The sequence below is a fragment of the Mesorhizobium sp. M0217 genome (assembly GCF_040321955.1).
In the GTDB taxonomy this organism is placed as follows: domain Bacteria; phylum Pseudomonadota; class Alphaproteobacteria; order Rhizobiales; family Rhizobiaceae; genus Mesorhizobium.
In genome coordinates, this window is record NZ_JAMYSN010000002.1 from 335,258 (window position 1) to 351,584 (window position 16,327).

Below are 16,327 nucleotides of genomic sequence, written 5' to 3' on the forward strand. Positions count from 1 at the left end.
CTGACAGGCCCCATGCGCGCACTGCAACTTATCGAGGACCGCCGTCTTGAAACGGTGGACCTGCCGCCCCCGCCGCCCCCCGCATTGGGCGAAGTCACGCTGCGCATCAAGGCGGTGGCGCTGAACCATATCGACGTCTGGGGCTGGCGTGGCATGGCCTTCGCCAAGCGTAAGCTGCCGCTGGTCGTCGGCGCCGAAGCCTCCGGCGAGGTCGAAGCTGTCGGCCCCGGCGTCTCCAGCCTGCTGCCCGGACAATTGGTATCGATCTATGGCGCGCGCACCTGCGGCCTTTGCCGCGCCTGCCGCGAAGGCCGCGACAATCTCTGCGAACATGTCTCGGGCGTCCACGGCTTCCATCTCGATGGCTTTGCCCAGGAGAAGATCAACCTGCCGGCGCGCCTGCTGGTCCCTGCTCCTCCCGGCGTGACCGATGTCGGCGCGGCTGTCGCCCCCGTCACCTTCGGCACCGTCGAGCACATGCTGTTCGACAATGCCAAGCTGCAGCCCGGCGAAACCATCCTCATCCATGCCGGCGGCTCCGGCATCGGCTCGGCGGCGATCCAGCTGGCCAGGCGCATGGGTTGCACCATCATCACCACGGTCGGCTCCAACGACAAGATCGACAAGGCCAAGGCGCTCGGCGCCGACCATGTCATCAACTACCGCGACGACCGTTTCGAAGGCGTCGTGCGCAAGCTCACCAGGAAGAAGGGCGTCGACGTCGTCTTCGAGCATGTCGGCGCCGACACCTTTGCCGCCTCGATGCTGTGCCTCAAGCGCGGCGGCCGCCTGGTCACCTGCGGCTCGACCTCCGGCGTGTCGACGCAGATCAATCTGATGCAGCTGTTCCAGCAGCAGCTGAAGCTGCTCGGGTCCTTCGGCTGCCGCATGGAGAACATGGCCAACGCCATGCAGAAGATGGCGGCGGGACAGGTAGCACCTGTCATCGACACCGAGGTCGGCTTCGACGGCATCGACGCCGCGTTGAAGCGCATGGAAGGCCGCGACGTGTTCGGCAAGATCATCCTGCGCGTTTCCTAGGACAATGGCCGGCAAGGTGTTCAAGAAAGCCCGCCGGGACTTCATGTTCCGCTATGGCCGAAGACTGCGCCAGATGGAGCACTGGCTGGTGGCGCGCGCGGCGATGACGATCATCTCGCTGCTGCGCCTCTTGCCCGCCGACAAGGCGCTCAATTTCGCCGACCGCGCGGCCCGCCGCATCGGCCCCCGTGTCGGGCGCCACCGCGTCGCCGTCAACAATCTGCGCCTTGCCTATCCCGAAAAGAGCGATGCCGAGATCGAGGCCATCGCCTCCGACATGTGGGGCAACATGGCCCGGCTCGCCGCCGAATACATCTTTCTCGATGCGCTCTTCGACTATGATCCGAACGCAGCGACGCCCGGCCGCGTCGAAGTTGGCGGCGCCGATCATTTCCATCAGATAGCTGGCGAGGACAAGCCGCATATCCTGTTCACCGGCCATCTCGGCAATTTCGAACTGCTGCCGGTGGCTGCCGCGACGTTCGGCATGAAGATCACGGCGCTGTTTCGTCCGCCGAACAATCCTTACCTCGCCGATTATATCCATTCGACGCGGCGTTCGAGCATGGGCGCCTTGCTGCCGTCTTCGACCGGCGCCTCCTTCGCGCTGGCGTCGATTCTGGAGAAAGGCGGCAATATCGGCGTGCTGGTCGACCAGAAATTCTCCAGCGGACTGGAGACAATCTTCTTTAACCGCCCATGCCAGAGCAATCCGGTTCTGGGCATGCTCGCCCGTCACTATGATTGCGACGTCTATCCGGCGCGATGTGTGCGGCTGCCTGGCAACCGCTTCCGCCTCGAGATCGAGGACAAGCTGACCTTGCCGCGCAATGAAAGCGGCAGCGTCGATGTCGCGGCCACCACCCAACTGCTCGCCGACGTGGTCGAGCGCTGGGTGCGCGAGGATCCGGGACAGTGGATGTGGTTCCACAAAAGGTGGGAAATCTCAGGCCGGCGTCGCCGCCGGCGCGGACAGGCCAACGCCACCGGCCAGGGGCAGCGTCAATCTTAAGTCGTCGAAAGCCTCAGTTCGTCACAACGATCCGCGTATTGCCGAAGCCGACTTCGCGCACCATCGCATAGAACATCGCGGCATTGGCGGTGTGCAGCCGCACGCAGCCATGCGATGCCGGACGCCCTAGCTGCCTGACCGCGCCGGTGCCGTGGATGGCGTAGCCGCCATGGAAGAACACCGAGTAAGGCATTGGCGACATGTGGTATTTTTTCGAATACCACATCCGCGCCGTGCGTTGCGGCCGATAGGTGCCGCGCGGCGTGAAATAGCCGCTGCGCGCGGTCGACACGCTCCAGCGATAAAGCACCTGGCCGTATTGGCTGACGGTCATGGTCTGCGACGAGACGTCGATGCTGGCCACCAGCGAGGCAGCCCTGCTTTCGATGGACGTGCCGAACAGCATCGCAGCAAAAGCAGCTGCCATGAGAACGATTTTAGTCATGAGATCAAACCCCTTTGATGCCCCTTGCCTGCCCTGTCATCACGCGGTTTTTCATCTTTTTAACGACAGGTGAGTGATCTAACACACACTCCTTGATAAATTCGCCAATCTAAAGCAGCGAATTTGAACGATTTTCCCGCCATAGTTGCCGCTGCGACACGAAGTTTCGGCGCCAGTGGCGCGATGCTTGCAAAACCACCCCCTTGCCTGCTCAAATCCGGGAATGAGCGAACGACTCTTCAAAGCGATAGACGCCCGTGTTGATGACCTGGTCGCACTGACCGCCGACCTGATCCGCTTCCCGACCATCAACCCGCCCGGCGAAGCCTATCGCCCCTGCGCCGAATATATCGGTGCGCGCCTAGGCAGGCTTGGCTTCGAAACCGAATTCATCCGCGCCGAAGGCACGCCCGGCGACACCGACCGCTATCCCCGCGTCAATGTCGTCGCCCGCTTCGACGGCCGCTCGCCTGGGGCCTGCGTCCATTTCAACTCGCACATCGATGTGGTCGAAGCCGGCGAAGGCTGGAGCGTCGATCCCTTTGCCGGGGTGGTGAAGGACGGCAAGGTCTACGGCCGCGGCGCCTGCGACATGAAAGGGGGCATGGCCGCCTCGATCATCGCGGCGGAAGCCTTCATGGAGGTATTCCCCGACTTTCCTGGCGCCATCGAAATCTCCGGCACCGTCGATGAAGAGTCCGGCGGCTTCGGCGGCGTCGCCCATCTGGCGAAGCTTGGCTATTTCTCGAAACCCAAGGTCGACCACGTCATCATCCCCGAGCCGCTGAACAAGGACCGCATCTGTCTTGGCCATCGCGGCGTCTGGTGGGCGGAGATCGAGACCAAGGGCGAGATCGCGCATGGCTCGATGCCGTTCCTCGGCGACAATGCGGTGCGCCATATGGGCGCCGTGCTGCAGGCCTTCGAGGATGAACTGTTTCCGGCGCTCGATCGCAAGGTGACGCGCATGCCTGTCGTGCCCGAAGGCGCAAAGCGCTCGACCATGAACATCAACTCGATCCATGGCGGCCAGACCGAGGATTTCCGCCCCGGCCTGCCCTCACCCAACGTGCCCGACGCCTGCCGGCTTACCATCGATCGCCGCTTCCTGCTCGAGGAAGACCTTGCCACGGTCAAGAGCGAGGTGACCGATATCCTCGACCGGCTGAAGCGCGAGCGCAAAAAGTTCGACTACGAGATTCGCGACCTGATGGAGGTGCTGCCGCTGATGACCGAGCGCGACGCGCCGGTGGTCAAGGCGGTGGCGCAAGGCATCATGGCGATCTTCGACCGTGAGCCGGATTATGTCATTTCACCAGGCACTTACGACCAGAAGCACATCGCCCGCATCGGCCACATCTATGATTGCATCGCCTATGGCCCGGGCATTTTGGACCTCGCCCACCGGCCCGACGAATGGGTCGGTATCTCTGATATGGTGGAGTCGGCCAAGGTGATGGCGATCGGGCTGAATGTGCTGCTCAGGGGCACGGCCGCGGACTGAACCATCGGCTTCGCTGAAAAAACATTCCTCCCCGCGCCGCTGCGGAGCACGAAACGCAATTTACTCCACCTCGAAATCACGCTTCTATCGCATCAGGGTTCGAGCATTTGGGAGTTGCACGATGAAATTGTGGAAAACCATTCTTGCCGCCACGGTGCTGGCACTGGCCGGCAGTCAGGCATTTGCCGCACGCACCGACCTGGTGATCGGCATTCCGCTCGAGCCGCCGCATCTCGATCCGACCGCCGGTGCTGCCGCGGCGATCGACGAAGTGCTCTACGCCAACGTCTTCGAGGGCCTGACCCGCATCGGCCCGAATGGCGAAGTGCTGCCCGACCTTGCCGAGAGCTGGGCCATTTCCGACGATGGCAAGGTCTACACCTTCAAGCTGCACACCGGCGTCAAATTCCATGACGGCAGCGATTTCGACGCCGGCGACGTGAAGTTCTCGCTCGACCGCGCCCGTGCCGACAATTCCGTAAACGCGCAAAAGGCCCTGTTCGCCGCCATCGATACGGTCGAAGTCGTCGATCCGACAACGGTCAAGGTGACGCTGAAGAACCCGCAGGGGTCGTTCCTCTACAATCTGGGCTGGGGCGACGCGGTGATCGTGGCGCCGGAGAGCGCCGACACCAACAAGGAAAAGCCCATCGGCACCGGCCCGTTCAAATTCCAGAGCTGGGCCAAGGGCTCGTCGATCACGCTGGTCAAATCCGACAACTACTGGGGCGCTCCGGTATCCCTCGACAAGGCCGAATTCCGCATCGTTCCCGACGCCGCCGCCGCCGTGCCGGCGCTGCTCTCCGGCGACATCCAGGCTTTCCCTTTCTTCGATCCCGACAGCGTCGCGCAGGTCAAGGACGATCCGCGCTTCAAGGTGGTGATCGGCTCGACTGAGGGCGAGACCATTCTGGCGATCAACAACAAGAAGCCGCCTTTCGACAAGCTCGAGGTGCGGCAGGCAATTGCCTTCGCGCTCGACCGCAAGGCGATCATCGACGGCGCCTCGGCCGGCCTCGGCGTGCCGATCGGCTCGCACATGTCGCCCGCCAGCAAGGCCTATGTCGACCTCACCGGCCTGTACCCGCACAATGTCGACAAGGCCAAGGAGCTGCTGAAGCAAGCCGGCTTCGAAAACGGAATCAAGGCGACGCTGAAACTGCCGCCGCCTTCCTATGCACGGCTTGGCGGCGAGATCATCGCCTCGCAGCTGCGCGACGTCGGCATCGACCTGGAAATCATTCCGGTCGAATGGGCGCAGTGGCTGGATCAGGTGTTCACCAAGAAGGATTACGACCTGACCATCGTCTCCCACACCGAGCCCAACGACATCGATATCTACTCGCGCAAGGACTACTACTTCAACTACGACAACCCCGCCTTCGACAAGATCATCGCCGAGCTGAACCTCACCTCCGACGACGCCAAGCGCAACACGCTGCTCGGCGAAGCACAGAAGATCCTGGCCGACGACGCCGTGGTGGGGTTCCTCTATGAACTGCCGAAGGTCGGCGTCTGGGACGCCAAGCTGCAGGGCCTGTGGGAAAACGCCCCGATCCAGGCGAATGACCTGACCAAGGTGAAGTGGGCGAATTGAGGCGGCGGGCCAAAGGGCGGCGTTTGCGCTCCGTCACACCCCCCTCTGCCCTGCCGGGCATCTCCCCCTCAAGGGGGGAGATTGCGCTCTCATCTCTGCTTTCGCCAATTGCCAGCGCCGCAAAGGAAAGCCCGGCGCTGAAACTGCTGATCTCCCCCCTTGAGGGGGAGATGTCCGGTAGGACAGAGGGGGGTGTGACAGAACGCTGCCTTTGCTCAGTCATCGCACTTGGCAACGCACCATTCCCGCCGCAATGACCCCCTACCTCCTCAAACGCCTCGCCATCGCGATCGCAACCTTGATCCTGGCCTCGATGGTCGTCTTCGCCGTGCTCGAAATCCTGCCCGGCGACCCGGCGCGGCTGATGCTGGGCCTCAACGCCAGCGCCGAGCAGGTCGAACTCCTGCGCAACCAGATGGGCCTCAACGCGCCGCTTCTCCTGCGCTACCTTCATTGGGTCGGCGGTCTGCTCAGCCTCGATTTCGGCCGCTCCTACACTTATTCAGTGCCGGTCATCGACCTTGTCCGCGAGCGCATGGCGGTTTCCCTGCCGCTGGCGCTGATCGCGCTGGCGCTGTCCACCATCATTGCCATCCCGGTCGGGCTCTATTCCGCCAGCCGGCGCGGGGGGGCCGGTGACACGATTGCCATGGGCGCCGCCCAACTCGGCGTCGCCATCCCGAACTTCTGGTTCGCGCTGATGCTGATCTACCTCTTTGCCGTCTGGCTGCGGCTGGTGCCGGCCGGCGGCTTTCCCGGCTGGAGCGCCGGTGTCTGGCCGGCGCTGAAATCGCTGCTGCTGCCGGCCGTAGCACTTGCGCTGCCGCAGGCGGCGATCCTGGCGCGCGTTGCCCGCTCCGCGCTGCTCGAGGTGCTGAACGAGGATTATATCCGCACCGCCCGCGCCAAGGGCCTGCCCTATCGTGCCGTACTATGGCGGCACGCGCTGCGCAACGCGATGATCCCGGTTCTGACCATTCTGGGCCTGCAATTCGCCTTCCTGCTCGCCGGCACCATCATCATCGAGAACGTCTTTTATCTCCCCGGCCTCGGACGGCTGGTGTTCCAGGCGATCACCCAGCGCGACCTGATCGTCGTCGAAAGCATCGTCATGCTGCTGGTCGTCGCCGTCATTGCCGTCAACCTCGTCGTCGACGTCTCCTACGCCATCGTCGATCCGCGCCTTCGAGGCCGGCAATGACGCTGCACATCGACATCCCGCAGGAGACGTTGGGCAGCATTCTGGCCAAGGCCTTCCGCAACCGCTCCTTCCTCATCGGCTTCGCCATCACGGTGCTGGTGGCTGCAATAGCGGTCATCTCCTACGTCTGGACGCCCTACGACGTGACCAAACTGGTGATCTCGGACAAGACGCTCGCGCCCTCTGCGGCGCACTGGTTCGGCACCGATCATTTCGGCCGCGACATCCTGTCGATGATCATGGTCGGCGCCCGCAACTCGATCGCCGTGGCGCTGGTCGCGGTCGGCATCGGCATGGGCGTCGGCGTGCCGCTCGGCGCCTTCGCCGCGGCGCGCGGCGGGTTCGTCGACGAGGCGCTGATGCGGCTGAACGACCTTGTCTTCGCCTTCCCGGCGCTTTTGTCGGCGATCATGATCACCGCCATCTTCGGACCGGGCGCCATCAACGCCATCATCGCCATCGGCATCTTCAACATCCCGGTGTTTGCGCGCGTCGCCCGCGCCGGCGCGCTGGCGATCTGGCCACGCGAATTCATTCTCGCCGCGCGCGCCGCCGGCAAGAGCAAGACGCAGATTACAATCGAGCACGTGCTGCCCAACATCGCCACGCTGCTTCTGGTGCAAGGCACCATCCAGTTCGCGCTCGGCATTTTGGCCGAAGCCGGTCTCTCCTATGTCGGCCTCGGCGCCCAGCCGCCAATGCCGAGCTGGGGCCGCATGCTGTTCGACGCCCAGACGCGCATGGTGGTGGCGCCGTGGATGGCCATCTTCCCCGGCATGGCCATCGTCATCACCGTGCTTGGGCTCAATCTGCTCGGCGACGGCATCGCCGACATACTCGACCCGAAATCGCGGCGGCAGCGATGAGCCTGCTGCAGATCGAGAACCTGTCGCTGGCGATCGGCGACACGCCGATCCTGAAAGGGGTCGAGCTCTCCGTCGCGCCCGGCGAGGTGATGGGCCTGGTCGGTGAATCCGGTTCCGGCAAATCGATGACGGCGCTGACCATCATGCAGCTTCTGCCGCATGCGGCGCGCGCCACCGGCCGCGTGACCTTCGACGGCATCGATATTCTGGCCGCAACCGAGGACCAGATGTGCGCGCTGCGTGGGGACGACATCGGCATGGTGTTCCAGGAGCCGATGACGGCGCTCAACCCCGTCAAGACCATCGGCGAGCAGGTCGCCGAAGGCATACGCTGGCACACTAGGGCAAGCCGTGCCGACGCCGAAGACCGCGCGCGCAAAATGCTCGACCGCGTTGGCCTGCCGGAGGCCAAATTCCCGCTGTCGCGCTATCCGCACGAACTGTCGGGCGGCCAGCGCCAGCGCGTCGTCATCGCCATTGCCTGCGCATTGAAACCCAAGCTGCTCATCGCCGACGAGCCGACCACGGCGCTCGACGTGGTGCTGCAGGCGCAGATCCTCGACCTCTTGCGCGGCCTTGTCAGCGAAAACCGAATGGGCCTGCTGTTGATCTCGCACGATCTCGCGGTCGTCACCGAAATGGCCGACCGCATCACCATCCTGCGCCATGGCGAGGTGATGGAAGCCGGCGACACCGCACGCACGCTGTCGGAACAGCTGCATCCCTACACGCGCCAGCTGGCGCTGGCCTCCATGCACGTGCCCGCGCGCGCCAAGGTTCACGCCGCCGGCCAGGGCAAACCGCTGCTTGAGGTCGAAGGCGTGACACGGGACTATCCGGGCCGGCGCACCTCCCTGTTCAAGTCAGCGGCTCCGATCCGCGCCGTCGACGACGTGTCCTTGTCGCTGGCGCCGGGCCAATCGGTGGCGCTGGTCGGCCGCTCCGGCTGCGGCAAGTCAACGCTTGCCCGCATGATCCTGGCGCTCGACAAATCGACATCGGGAACGATCCGCTTTCGCGGCGAGACCATAACCGGCAAAAGCGAGGCGGAGCTCAAAGCCGCGCGGCGCGACATGCAGGTGGTGTTCCAGGATCCCTACGGCTCTTTCGACCCGCGCCAGAAGGTCGTAAAACTGGTCGCCGAGCCGCTGCATGTACTGGAGACGAAGCCGTCACCGGCCGAGCGGCGGGAGATGGTGGCGCACGCACTGCACGAGGTCGGCCTCGGCACCAGCGACATGGACAAATATCCGCATGAGTTTTCCGGCGGCCAGCGCCAGCGCCTGTCGATCGCCCGCGCCATCATCACCAGGCCGAAGCTGGTCGTCGCCGACGAGCCGGTCTCGGCGCTCGACGTCTCGATCCGCGCCCAGATCCTCGATCTGTTCGCAGAGCTCAACCAGAAGCTCGGCATCGCCTATCTCTTCATCACTCACGATTTGACCGTCGCCCGCGCCATCACCGATGAGGTGCTGGTCATGCATGACGGCAGGATCGTCGAGCGCGGCAAGACCGGTGACGTGCTCGATCATCCGCAGTCGGAGGCGGCCAGGGCGCTGGTCGCGGCTGCGCCCGATCTGCATCGGGCGATCGCTCACCGTATGCAGGAACAGGGGTGAGTGACCGGTTCGCGCAGCGAATTCATCGTGCCAGTGGCACGATGAAAGGTCACGAACGCTGGGGCGCTGCGAAGCAGCGGGGACCCGGCTGGGCGGCCGTTGCCCCTGGTCTGCCTCACTCCTCCGGCTTCACCACATCGACCGGGCTGATGTCGAGCAAATCGAGCGTGCGGCGCAACAGCCGCACTTCGCTCTCGGCCAGTTTGGAATCGGCTTTGGCGATCTCCGCCATGTGGAGCGCCAGCAACTTGCGCCGTTCGACATCGAGATCGCGGAACAGCGCAATGGCTTGCGAACCGTTGGTCTCGTAGCCGAAATCATTGAGATATTCGATGACCGCGTCGATGCTGGTTTCCGGGATGCCGAAGGCGTCCTTGCAGATGCGCCGGAAGGCGACCATCTCGCTCTCCGAAACCGAGCCGTCGGCCAGGATCATGCGAAACAGCATCAAGAGTTCCGCCGACAGCACAGGGTCGTCGGCAACCTTGCGCACGCCGGGGTCACCATCGAAGATCGAGCGTATCTGTTCGAGCAATGCCATCGCCAACAGTGTCCCTTTCCCGAGCCCGCCCAGCGCACATGACCCAAAACTGCGCAGCGGTACTGAGATAATGACATGCACCACAGGAAATCCAAGCGCAACGCGCTTGGATGGACGTAGCGCGGAATCGGCCTTGCGCAAACCAGATGGCCATGAGAAGGCGCGGCATCACCTTTCCCGCCGGAATGTTCAGAAATCCCGATGCTCGACCTCGCTACCCACACCGTCATCATGCTTGCCTTGGCCGCCTTTGCAGCCGGCTTTGTCGATTCGATAGCCGGCGGCGGCGGGCTGATCACCATCCCGGCCCTGCTGCTTGCCGGATTCCCGCCGGTCGCAGCACTTGGAACCAACAAGCTGCAGGGCATTTTCGGCACCGCTTCGGCGACCATCCACTATGCCAGGAATGGCCGTGTCGATCTGCGTCGACAGCTGCCATCGGCGCTTCTGGCCCTTACCGGCAGTGCCGTCGGCGCCTTGCTGGCGGCATTCGTGCCAGGTGATCTCCTGCGGGCGCTGCTGCCGCTGCTTTTGATCGCCATCGCGATCTACTTCGCCGTGAAACCCAACATGAACGATGTCGACCGCGCCGAGCGCCTGTCGCCCTTCCTGTTCGGGCTGATCATCGCCCCTTTGGTCGGCTTCTATGACGGGCTGTTCGGGCCGGGAGCCGGCTCCTTCTATATGCTGGCCTTCGTCAGCCTTGCCGGCTTCGGCGTGCTCAAGGCTACGGCACACACCAAGCTGCTCAATTTCGCCTCCAACATCGGCGGCTTCATCGTCTTTGCGGTCGCCGGCGTCGTCTACTGGAAGATCGGGCTGATGATGGGCGTCGCCCAGTTCCTCGGCGCCCGGCTCGGCGCCAGCCTTGCCATCCGCATCGGCGCCCGGCTGATCAAGCCGCTGCTGGTGATCATCTGCCTGGCTCTGGCGGTGAAGCTGCTGGCCGACCCGGCGAACCCATTGCGCCAGCTGATTGGTGTATAAGCCTCACGCCTGATAGAGTGCCGTTGTACGAATCATGTTGGAGGGACCACACATGAATCTTAGTGCACCCACTCAGCTTGTTTTCATCATATCCCTTGTCATCGCCATCATCGGCGTGCTCGCCGCGCTTGGCGTTCTTGCGTTCATTCCTCTGGCTGCGGTGTGGATTGTCCTCATCGCATACATCGTGCTTGCCGCCGCCTGCCTGATGCGCGGCGCCTAGGCGCCCGCGACTTCTGCAATTCGAAGCGCCCGGTCAAAAGCCGGGCGCTTTTGCTTTGGATGCATGGTCCGTTAGGCTCTTCCGCGCGGAAGGATGACCATGAAGCAAAGCGGACGCGCAGACCCGAGGATGACGAAACGGTGGATGGTCCTACCTTGCTAACCCAAAAATCGCATCGCACTCAAGATGGCGCTCCATCTCGGTGGCGATCTCGTCCAGCGCTTTTTCCACCTCCGCGCGATAGTCGATGCCGCCGCCTTTCACGCCGAGGCTTTCCAGGAATCTCGCCCGGAAAGCGTCGGCGGAAAACAGGCCGTGCAGATAGGTGCCAAAAACCTTGGCATCGGCGGAAATGGCACCGTCGTCGGTCCCGTTGATCACAGCCGACGGCCGCGCCATGTCCGGCCCGGTGGTGCGGCCGAGATGAATTTCGTAGCCCTCGAGCGCGAGGCCGAACGGCACCGAGCGGGCGCTGACATTGCGCACCGTCTTTTCCGGCTCCATCACCGTCTCGATGTCGAGCAGACCAAGACCTTCGGCCTCGGTGACGCTGCCCTCGATGCCATCGGGATCGCGCACCAGGCGGCCGAGCATCTGGAAACCGCCGCAAATGCCGACGATATGGCCGCCGCGTTTGCGGTGGGCGAGGAGATCGCGATCCCAGCCATTCTCGCGGAACTTCATGAGATCGCCGATCGTCGATTTGGAACCGGGAATGACCACCAGGCCGGCATCCTCCGGCAAGCGCTGCCCCGGCGGCACGAACACCACTTCGACCTGCGGCTCGGCCTTGAGCGGGTCGAGGTCGTCGAAATTGGCGATGCGGCCAAGCATCGGCACGGCGACCTTCAACGCCCGCTTCTCGCCCGATGCCAGGCGTTCGAGCACGACCGAATCCTCCGAAGGCAATCGCGCCGCCGCCTTCAGCCACGGCACGACGCCAAAGCAGCGCCAGCCGGTGAAGCTTTCGATCGACCGGATGCCGTCGTCGAACAGCGAGACATCGCCGCGGAACTTGTTAATGAGGTAGCCGACGATCATGCGCCTGTCTTCCTCCGGCAGGATCAGATGCGTGCCGGCGACCGAAGCGATGACGCCCCCGCGGTCGATGTCGCCGACCAGGATCACCGGCACGTCGGCGCGTGTGGCAAAGCCCATATTGGCGATGTCGCGGCTGCGCAGGTTGATTTCGGCCGGCGATCCGGCGCCCTCGACGATGACCAGATCGGCGCCCTCACCGACCTTCGTCCAGGACTCCAGCACGGCGTCCATCAGCCCCGCTTTCATTGTCTGGTAGTCGCGCGCTCGCGCCTCGCCGAACACCTTGCCTTGCACGATCACCTGCGAACCGATGTCGCTCTGGGGTTTGAGCAGCACCGGATTCATATGCACGGTCGGCTGAACACCACACGCCAGCGCTTGCAGCCATTGCCCACGGCCAATCTCGCCGCCGCCGGGGCGGTTGTCGCCCGGAATGTCGGCGACGGCGGCATTGTTCGACATGTTCTGCGGCTTGAACGGCCTGACTTTCAGCCCGCGATTCCTGGCCGCGCGGCAGAGCCCCGCCACCAGCACCGTCTTGCCGACATCCGAACCCGTGCCTTGCAGCATGATCGCCTTGGCCATGCTCAGCCCCTGCCCTGCGCGCCGGAAACGGTCGATTTCTGCGCCAGCGGCCCGCCGCGCCAGATGTAGAGCGCCAGCAACGCTTCGCTGCCGGTGCGCATGGCATGGCTGACATTGGAGGCGTGATGGATAATTTCGCCCGCCTGGCGGGTGTGAAAGCCGCCTTCGCCCATGCGCCACTCGGTGCCGCCGGTCAGCGGAATGTAGATCTCCTCGGCAATGTGATGATGGTCGGGATAGGTGATGCCGGGCCCCAGGATCAGCAATCCGGCCGCGACCTCTTCATTGGCGAAATGGCCGCGCGTGCCAAACGCCTCCAGCCAGCCGTAGTTCTGCAAGAACGCTTCACCAAAATCGCTCGCGTTGTAGGTCTGCCCCCAGCACAGATCGTCACGACGCTCCGCCAGCAGTTGCACCAGAGGCTGCGGGTCCGGCGGCACCAGTTTGACAATGCGGTCGAGCAGACCAAGGCAAGGCAGCGGATGCGCTTCGAGCACGCGCGCCGTCATATTCCAGCCGATCCGGGTCACGGCGTCCCGCACCAGCGCGTTGTCCACGCCCCGGAGATAGGCATGGAAGCGGTCGAGCAATTCGTCGAAATATGTCGGCACGCAATGCTCCGTTGATCCATTCATGCACAGCGGCTGCGCGGCGAGCCGGGTTGCGCGGCGGCATCATTGGTCTAGATTGAGCGGCGCGCAAAGCCAAAAACAACAGGCCAGCAAGCCAACCCCAGCTGGGGAAACACAGGGAGCACGCCATGGACGCCGCGGTCGATGCGAGCACCAGTCAGTTCGAACTCAATGAGGAGCAGCGCGCCATCCAGGAGATGGCACAGGCCTTCGCCGCCGATCGCGTTGCGCCCAATGCGCTCGAATGGGACCGGGCAAGACACTTTCCCGCCGATGTAATCCGCGAGACCGGCCCGCTTGGCCTTGGCGGCATCTATGTCAGGGACGATGTCGGCGGCTCGGCGCTCGGCCGGCTCGACGCCGTGCTGATCTTCGAGGCACTGTCGCACGCCGATCCGGCGTTTTCCTCCTTCATCTCGATCCACAATATGGCGGCGTCGATGATCGACCGCTTCGGCGACGACGAGCAGCGCCAACGCTTCCTGCCGAAGCTGACCTCGATGGAATGGCTGGCGAGCTACTGCCTGACCGAGCCGGGCTCAGGCTCGGATGCCGCGGCGCTGACGACGCGCGCGGTGAAGAGCGGCGACGACTATGTGCTTAACGGCGCCAAGCAGTTCATCTCCGGGGCCGGCGACAGCGACCTCTATGTCGTCATGGCGCGCACCGGCGCCGACGGGCCGAAGGGCATTTCCACCTTCGTCGTGCCGAAGGATGCGCCCGGCCTGTCCTTCGGCGCCAACGAGCACAAGATGGGCTGGCACATGCAGTCGACCCGCCAGGTGATCTTCGAGGACTGCAAGGTGCCGGCTGCAAACCTGCTGTCGGGGGAAGGCGCAGGTTTCGGCATCGCCATGGCCGGCCTTGACGGCGGCCGCCTCAACATTGCGGCATGCTCGCTCGGCGGCGCGCAATCGGCGCTCGACAAGGCTTTGGCCTATACGGGCGAACGCAAAGCCTTCGGCTCGAAGATCAACCAGTTCCAGGCGCTGCAGTTCAGGTTGGCCGACATGGAGACCGAATTGCAGGCAGCGCGGATCTTTCTCTACGCCGCCGCCTCGAAACTCGACCGCAAGGCGTCGGATGCCGGCAAATGGTCGGCCATGGCCAAGCGCTTCGTCACCGACATCGGCTTCAACGTCGCCAACGAGGCGCTGCAGCTGCATGGCGGTTATGGCTATCTTCATGATTACGGTATCGAAAAACTGGTGCGCGACCTGCGCGTCCACCAGATCCTCGAAGGCACCAACGAGATCATGCGCGTGATCATCGCGCGGGCGTTGATCGGACGGCAGTAGGCAGTAGGCAGTAGGCAGTAGGCAGTAGGCAGTAGGCAAAGGATGACCGCCAAGATCAACTCGTACAAGGATCTTATCGTATGGCAGCAGGCGATGGATCTGGCTGTCAGCACCTACTCATTGACCAAGACATGGCCCAAAGAGGAATTGTATGGGCTGACCAGCCAAATCCGCCGTTCAGCAACCTCTATCCCTGCAAACATCGCGGAAGGCTATGGCCGAGACAACCGAGGCTCCTATCAGCAATTTCTCAGGATAGCCCAAGGCTCGCTGAAGGAGTTCGAGACACACCTCCAAATCGCTCAACGCATTGGCGTTGCCACGCATGGGCAAGCTGAGCACCTGCTTCTGGCGGCCGAGGCCATCGGAAAGATGCTTCGCCAACTTATTCTCAAACTCGCACCCGAATAGGTCGCCCTACTGCCTACTGCCTACTGCCTACTGCCTACTGCCTACTGCCTACTGCCTACTGCCTACTGCCTACTCATCATGGAGCACCACTATGACCACTGTCGCCTTCATCGGCTTGGGTAATATGGGCAATCCGATGGCTACCAATCTCGTCAAGGCGGGGCACGCGGTGCACGGCTTTGACCTGATGCCGGAAAACCTCACCGTCGCCCGCGAGCATGGCGTCATTGTCATGGCGAATGCCGTGGCGGCGGTGAAGGACGCCGATGTCGTGATCACCATGCTTCCCGCCGGCAAGCACGTGCTCTCGGTCTACGAGGACATCGCACCCAAGGCCAAACCAGGCGCCCTGTTCATTGATTCCTCGACCATCGATGTCGAGTCGGCCCGCAAGGCGCATGCCGTAGCAAGGAAGCACGGGCTGCATTCGATCGACGCCCCCGTCTCCGGCGGCACCGGCGGTGCTGCTGCGGGAACGCTGACCTTCATGGCCGGCGGCGCCAAGGATGCCTTCGCCAAGGCCGAACCGGTCCTGAAGCCGATGGCAGGCCGCATCGTCCATTGCGGTGACGACGGCGCCGGTCAGGCAGCCAAAATCTGCAACAACATGATGCTCGGCATTTCGATGATCGGCGTCGCAGAGGCCTTCGTGCTGGCCGAAAAGCTCGGCCTCTCGCATCAGGCCCTGTTCGACGTTGCCTCGACCTCGTCGGGCCAGTGCTGGTCGCTGACCACCTACTGCCCGGTGCCGGGTCCCGTGCCGGCCTCACCCGCCAACCGCGACTACAAACCGGGCTTTGCCGCGGCACTCATGCTGAAGGACCTGAAACTGGCGCAGGAAGCCGCCCAAAGCGCCGGCGCGGTGACGCCGATGGGGGCCGAAGCGGCCCAGCTTTATGCGCTGTTCAACGCCCAGGGAAATGGCGGCGACGATTTTTCCGGCATCATAAATTTCCTTCGCGGCAGTTCTCTATAAGTTTCGAATTTGGCAGCGCTTTTCTCGATTTTTATTGCGCGGAAAAATTGCAAATTTAGATTTGCTTAAGCTCTCGATAACCCGGCGGTAACGATGTGCCTATATAACGGATGGCGAGGCGGACACATCGCATCCGCCCGGCGCTCCGGATCAGGTCTCGCGTACCGGAGCCCGTAAGTTTCGCAAGTGTATTGTTGGCGAAATGCCATGCGTATCTGGCAAAGCCGCGTTCCGATGGAGCGCGGTTTTTTGCGTTTTGCAGTCCTATACTGTTCGGTCTGAATTATATTCCGATTGCAGCGTTCGGAATTGCCTGATGGTCTTCATTGACCAGCACGATCGGTGCGC

16 protein-coding genes are annotated in these 16,327 nt (G+C 63.3%); 12 read left to right on the forward strand and 4 right to left on the reverse strand.

The window, feature by feature from the left end:
- Window positions 1–12 precede the first annotated feature (12 nt).
- Both NKJ18_RS06185 and NKJ18_RS06190 read left to right on the forward strand, forming a co-directional pair.
- Window positions 13–1,041 carry a zinc-binding dehydrogenase gene (locus NKJ18_RS06185; RefSeq protein WP_023681745.1) on the forward strand — a complete coding sequence of 343 codons (1,029 nt, stop codon included), beginning with the start codon at window positions 13–15 and terminating at the stop codon, window positions 1,039–1,041.
- A 4-nt stretch (window positions 1,042–1,045) separates the two neighbouring features.
- A complete protein-coding gene (locus tag NKJ18_RS06190; RefSeq protein WP_031201841.1) occupies window positions 1,046–2,053 on the forward strand; it encodes a lipid A biosynthesis lauroyl acyltransferase in 1,008 nt (335 codons plus the stop codon).
- Between the two features lie 13 nt (window positions 2,054–2,066).
- Here NKJ18_RS06190 and NKJ18_RS06195 read toward each other — a convergent pair whose 3' ends face one another.
- Entirely contained in the window at window positions 2,067–2,498 is a 432-nt protein-coding gene (locus NKJ18_RS06195; protein ID WP_023681747.1) for a L,D-transpeptidase, read from the reverse strand.
- A 223-nt stretch (window positions 2,499–2,721) separates the two neighbouring features.
- Here NKJ18_RS06195 and NKJ18_RS06200 point away from each other — a divergent pair, with 223 nt between their 5' ends.
- The 5 genes from NKJ18_RS06200 (at window position 2,722) to NKJ18_RS06220 (ending at window position 9,285) form a co-directional block, all read left to right on the forward strand.
- Window positions 2,722–4,002, forward strand: coding sequence for an acetylornithine deacetylase/succinyl-diaminopimelate desuccinylase family protein (locus tag NKJ18_RS06200; RefSeq protein WP_352711547.1), 1,281 nt, complete (start codon window positions 2,722–2,724; stop codon window positions 4,000–4,002).
- A gap of 121 nt (window positions 4,003–4,123) precedes the next feature.
- Window positions 4,124–5,599, forward strand: coding sequence for an ABC transporter substrate-binding protein (locus tag NKJ18_RS06205; RefSeq protein ID WP_352757967.1), 1,476 nt, complete (start codon window positions 4,124–4,126; stop codon window positions 5,597–5,599).
- A gap of 253 nt (window positions 5,600–5,852) precedes the next feature.
- Window positions 5,853–6,800 carry an ABC transporter permease gene (locus NKJ18_RS06210; protein WP_352757968.1) on the forward strand — a complete coding sequence of 316 codons (948 nt, stop codon included), beginning with the start codon at window positions 5,853–5,855 and terminating at the stop codon, window positions 6,798–6,800.
- Complete coding sequence (locus tag NKJ18_RS06215) at window positions 6,797–7,666, forward strand: ABC transporter permease (protein ID WP_023691037.1); 870 nt, start codon at window positions 6,797–6,799, stop codon at window positions 7,664–7,666. The genes NKJ18_RS06210 and NKJ18_RS06215 overlap by 4 nt, the downstream gene beginning before the upstream one ends.
- On the forward strand, window positions 7,663–9,285 hold the full coding sequence (locus NKJ18_RS06220) for an ABC transporter ATP-binding protein (RefSeq protein WP_352520522.1): 1,623 nt from the start codon (window positions 7,663–7,665) through the stop codon (window positions 9,283–9,285). The genes NKJ18_RS06215 and NKJ18_RS06220 overlap by 4 nt, the downstream gene beginning before the upstream one ends.
- Before the next feature lie 115 nt (window positions 9,286–9,400).
- Here the strand turns inward: NKJ18_RS06220 and NKJ18_RS06225 are convergent, their stop codons facing one another.
- A complete protein-coding gene (locus NKJ18_RS06225; RefSeq protein ID WP_352757969.1) occupies window positions 9,401–9,832 on the reverse strand; it encodes a TerB family tellurite resistance protein in 432 nt (143 codons plus the stop codon).
- 195 nt (window positions 9,833–10,027) lie between these two features.
- On the opposite strand from NKJ18_RS06225, the gene NKJ18_RS06230 reads away from it, so the two are divergent.
- Both NKJ18_RS06230 and NKJ18_RS06235 read left to right on the forward strand, forming a co-directional pair.
- Window positions 10,028–10,813 (forward strand): TSUP family transporter, encoded by a 786-nt coding sequence (locus NKJ18_RS06230; RefSeq protein WP_023733743.1) that lies wholly within the window; start codon window positions 10,028–10,030, stop codon window positions 10,811–10,813.
- Between the two features lie 52 nt (window positions 10,814–10,865).
- On the forward strand, window positions 10,866–11,036 hold the full coding sequence (locus tag NKJ18_RS06235) for a hypothetical protein (RefSeq protein WP_023670429.1): 171 nt from the start codon (window positions 10,866–10,868) through the stop codon (window positions 11,034–11,036).
- 150 nt (window positions 11,037–11,186) lie between these two features.
- Here NKJ18_RS06235 and NKJ18_RS06240 read toward each other — a convergent pair whose 3' ends face one another.
- Entirely contained in the window at window positions 11,187–12,662 is a 1,476-nt protein-coding gene (locus NKJ18_RS06240) for a cobyric acid synthase (RefSeq protein ID WP_352520523.1), read from the reverse strand.
- A gap of 2 nt (window positions 12,663–12,664) precedes the next feature.
- Entirely contained in the window at window positions 12,665–13,273 is a 609-nt protein-coding gene (locus NKJ18_RS06245) for a dimethylsulfonioproprionate lyase family protein (RefSeq protein ID WP_352757970.1), read from the reverse strand.
- Between the two features lie 149 nt (window positions 13,274–13,422).
- On the opposite strand from NKJ18_RS06245, the gene NKJ18_RS06250 reads away from it, so the two are divergent.
- From NKJ18_RS06250 to mmsB, 3 genes are all read left to right on the forward strand, one after another.
- On the forward strand, window positions 13,423–14,592 hold the full coding sequence (locus tag NKJ18_RS06250) for an isobutyryl-CoA dehydrogenase (RefSeq protein ID WP_352757971.1): 1,170 nt from the start codon (window positions 13,423–13,425) through the stop codon (window positions 14,590–14,592).
- Window positions 14,593–14,634: 42 nt separating this feature from the next.
- Window positions 14,635–15,003 (forward strand): four helix bundle protein, encoded by a 369-nt coding sequence (locus tag NKJ18_RS06255; RefSeq protein ID WP_023744726.1) that lies wholly within the window; start codon window positions 14,635–14,637, stop codon window positions 15,001–15,003.
- A gap of 91 nt (window positions 15,004–15,094) precedes the next feature.
- On the forward strand, window positions 15,095–15,979 hold the full coding sequence (mmsB, locus tag NKJ18_RS06260) for a 3-hydroxyisobutyrate dehydrogenase (RefSeq protein WP_352757972.1): 885 nt from the start codon (window positions 15,095–15,097) through the stop codon (window positions 15,977–15,979).
- The last annotated feature ends 348 nt before the right edge of the window (window positions 15,980–16,327 follow it).

Coding starts and splice junctions, on each gene's coding strand:
- NKJ18_RS06185 (WP_023681745.1), top strand. CDS start 13: ATGCGCGCACTGCAACTTATCGAGGACCGCCGTCTTGAAACGGTGGAC.
- NKJ18_RS06190 (WP_031201841.1), top strand. CDS start 1,046: ATGGCCGGCAAGGTGTTCAAGAAAGCCCGCCGGGACTTCATGTTCCGC.
- NKJ18_RS06195 (WP_023681747.1), bottom strand. CDS start 2,498: ATGACTAAAATCGTTCTCATGGCAGCTGCTTTTGCTGCGATGCTGTTC.
- NKJ18_RS06200 (WP_352711547.1), top strand. CDS start 2,722: ATGAGCGAACGACTCTTCAAAGCGATAGACGCCCGTGTTGATGACCTG.
- NKJ18_RS06205 (WP_352757967.1), top strand. CDS start 4,124: ATGAAATTGTGGAAAACCATTCTTGCCGCCACGGTGCTGGCACTGGCC.
- NKJ18_RS06210 (WP_352757968.1), top strand. CDS start 5,853: ATGACCCCCTACCTCCTCAAACGCCTCGCCATCGCGATCGCAACCTTG.
- NKJ18_RS06215 (WP_023691037.1), top strand. CDS start 6,797: ATGACGCTGCACATCGACATCCCGCAGGAGACGTTGGGCAGCATTCTG.
- NKJ18_RS06220 (WP_352520522.1), top strand. CDS start 7,663: ATGAGCCTGCTGCAGATCGAGAACCTGTCGCTGGCGATCGGCGACACG.
- NKJ18_RS06230 (WP_023733743.1), top strand. CDS start 10,028: ATGCTCGACCTCGCTACCCACACCGTCATCATGCTTGCCTTGGCCGCC.
- NKJ18_RS06235 (WP_023670429.1), top strand. CDS start 10,866: ATGAATCTTAGTGCACCCACTCAGCTTGTTTTCATCATATCCCTTGTC.
- NKJ18_RS06240 (WP_352520523.1), bottom strand. CDS start 12,662: ATGGCCAAGGCGATCATGCTGCAAGGCACGGGTTCGGATGTCGGCAAG.
- NKJ18_RS06250 (WP_352757971.1), top strand. CDS start 13,423: ATGGACGCCGCGGTCGATGCGAGCACCAGTCAGTTCGAACTCAATGAG.
- NKJ18_RS06255 (WP_023744726.1), top strand. CDS start 14,635: ATGACCGCCAAGATCAACTCGTACAAGGATCTTATCGTATGGCAGCAG.
- mmsB (WP_352757972.1), top strand. CDS start 15,095: ATGACCACTGTCGCCTTCATCGGCTTGGGTAATATGGGCAATCCGATG.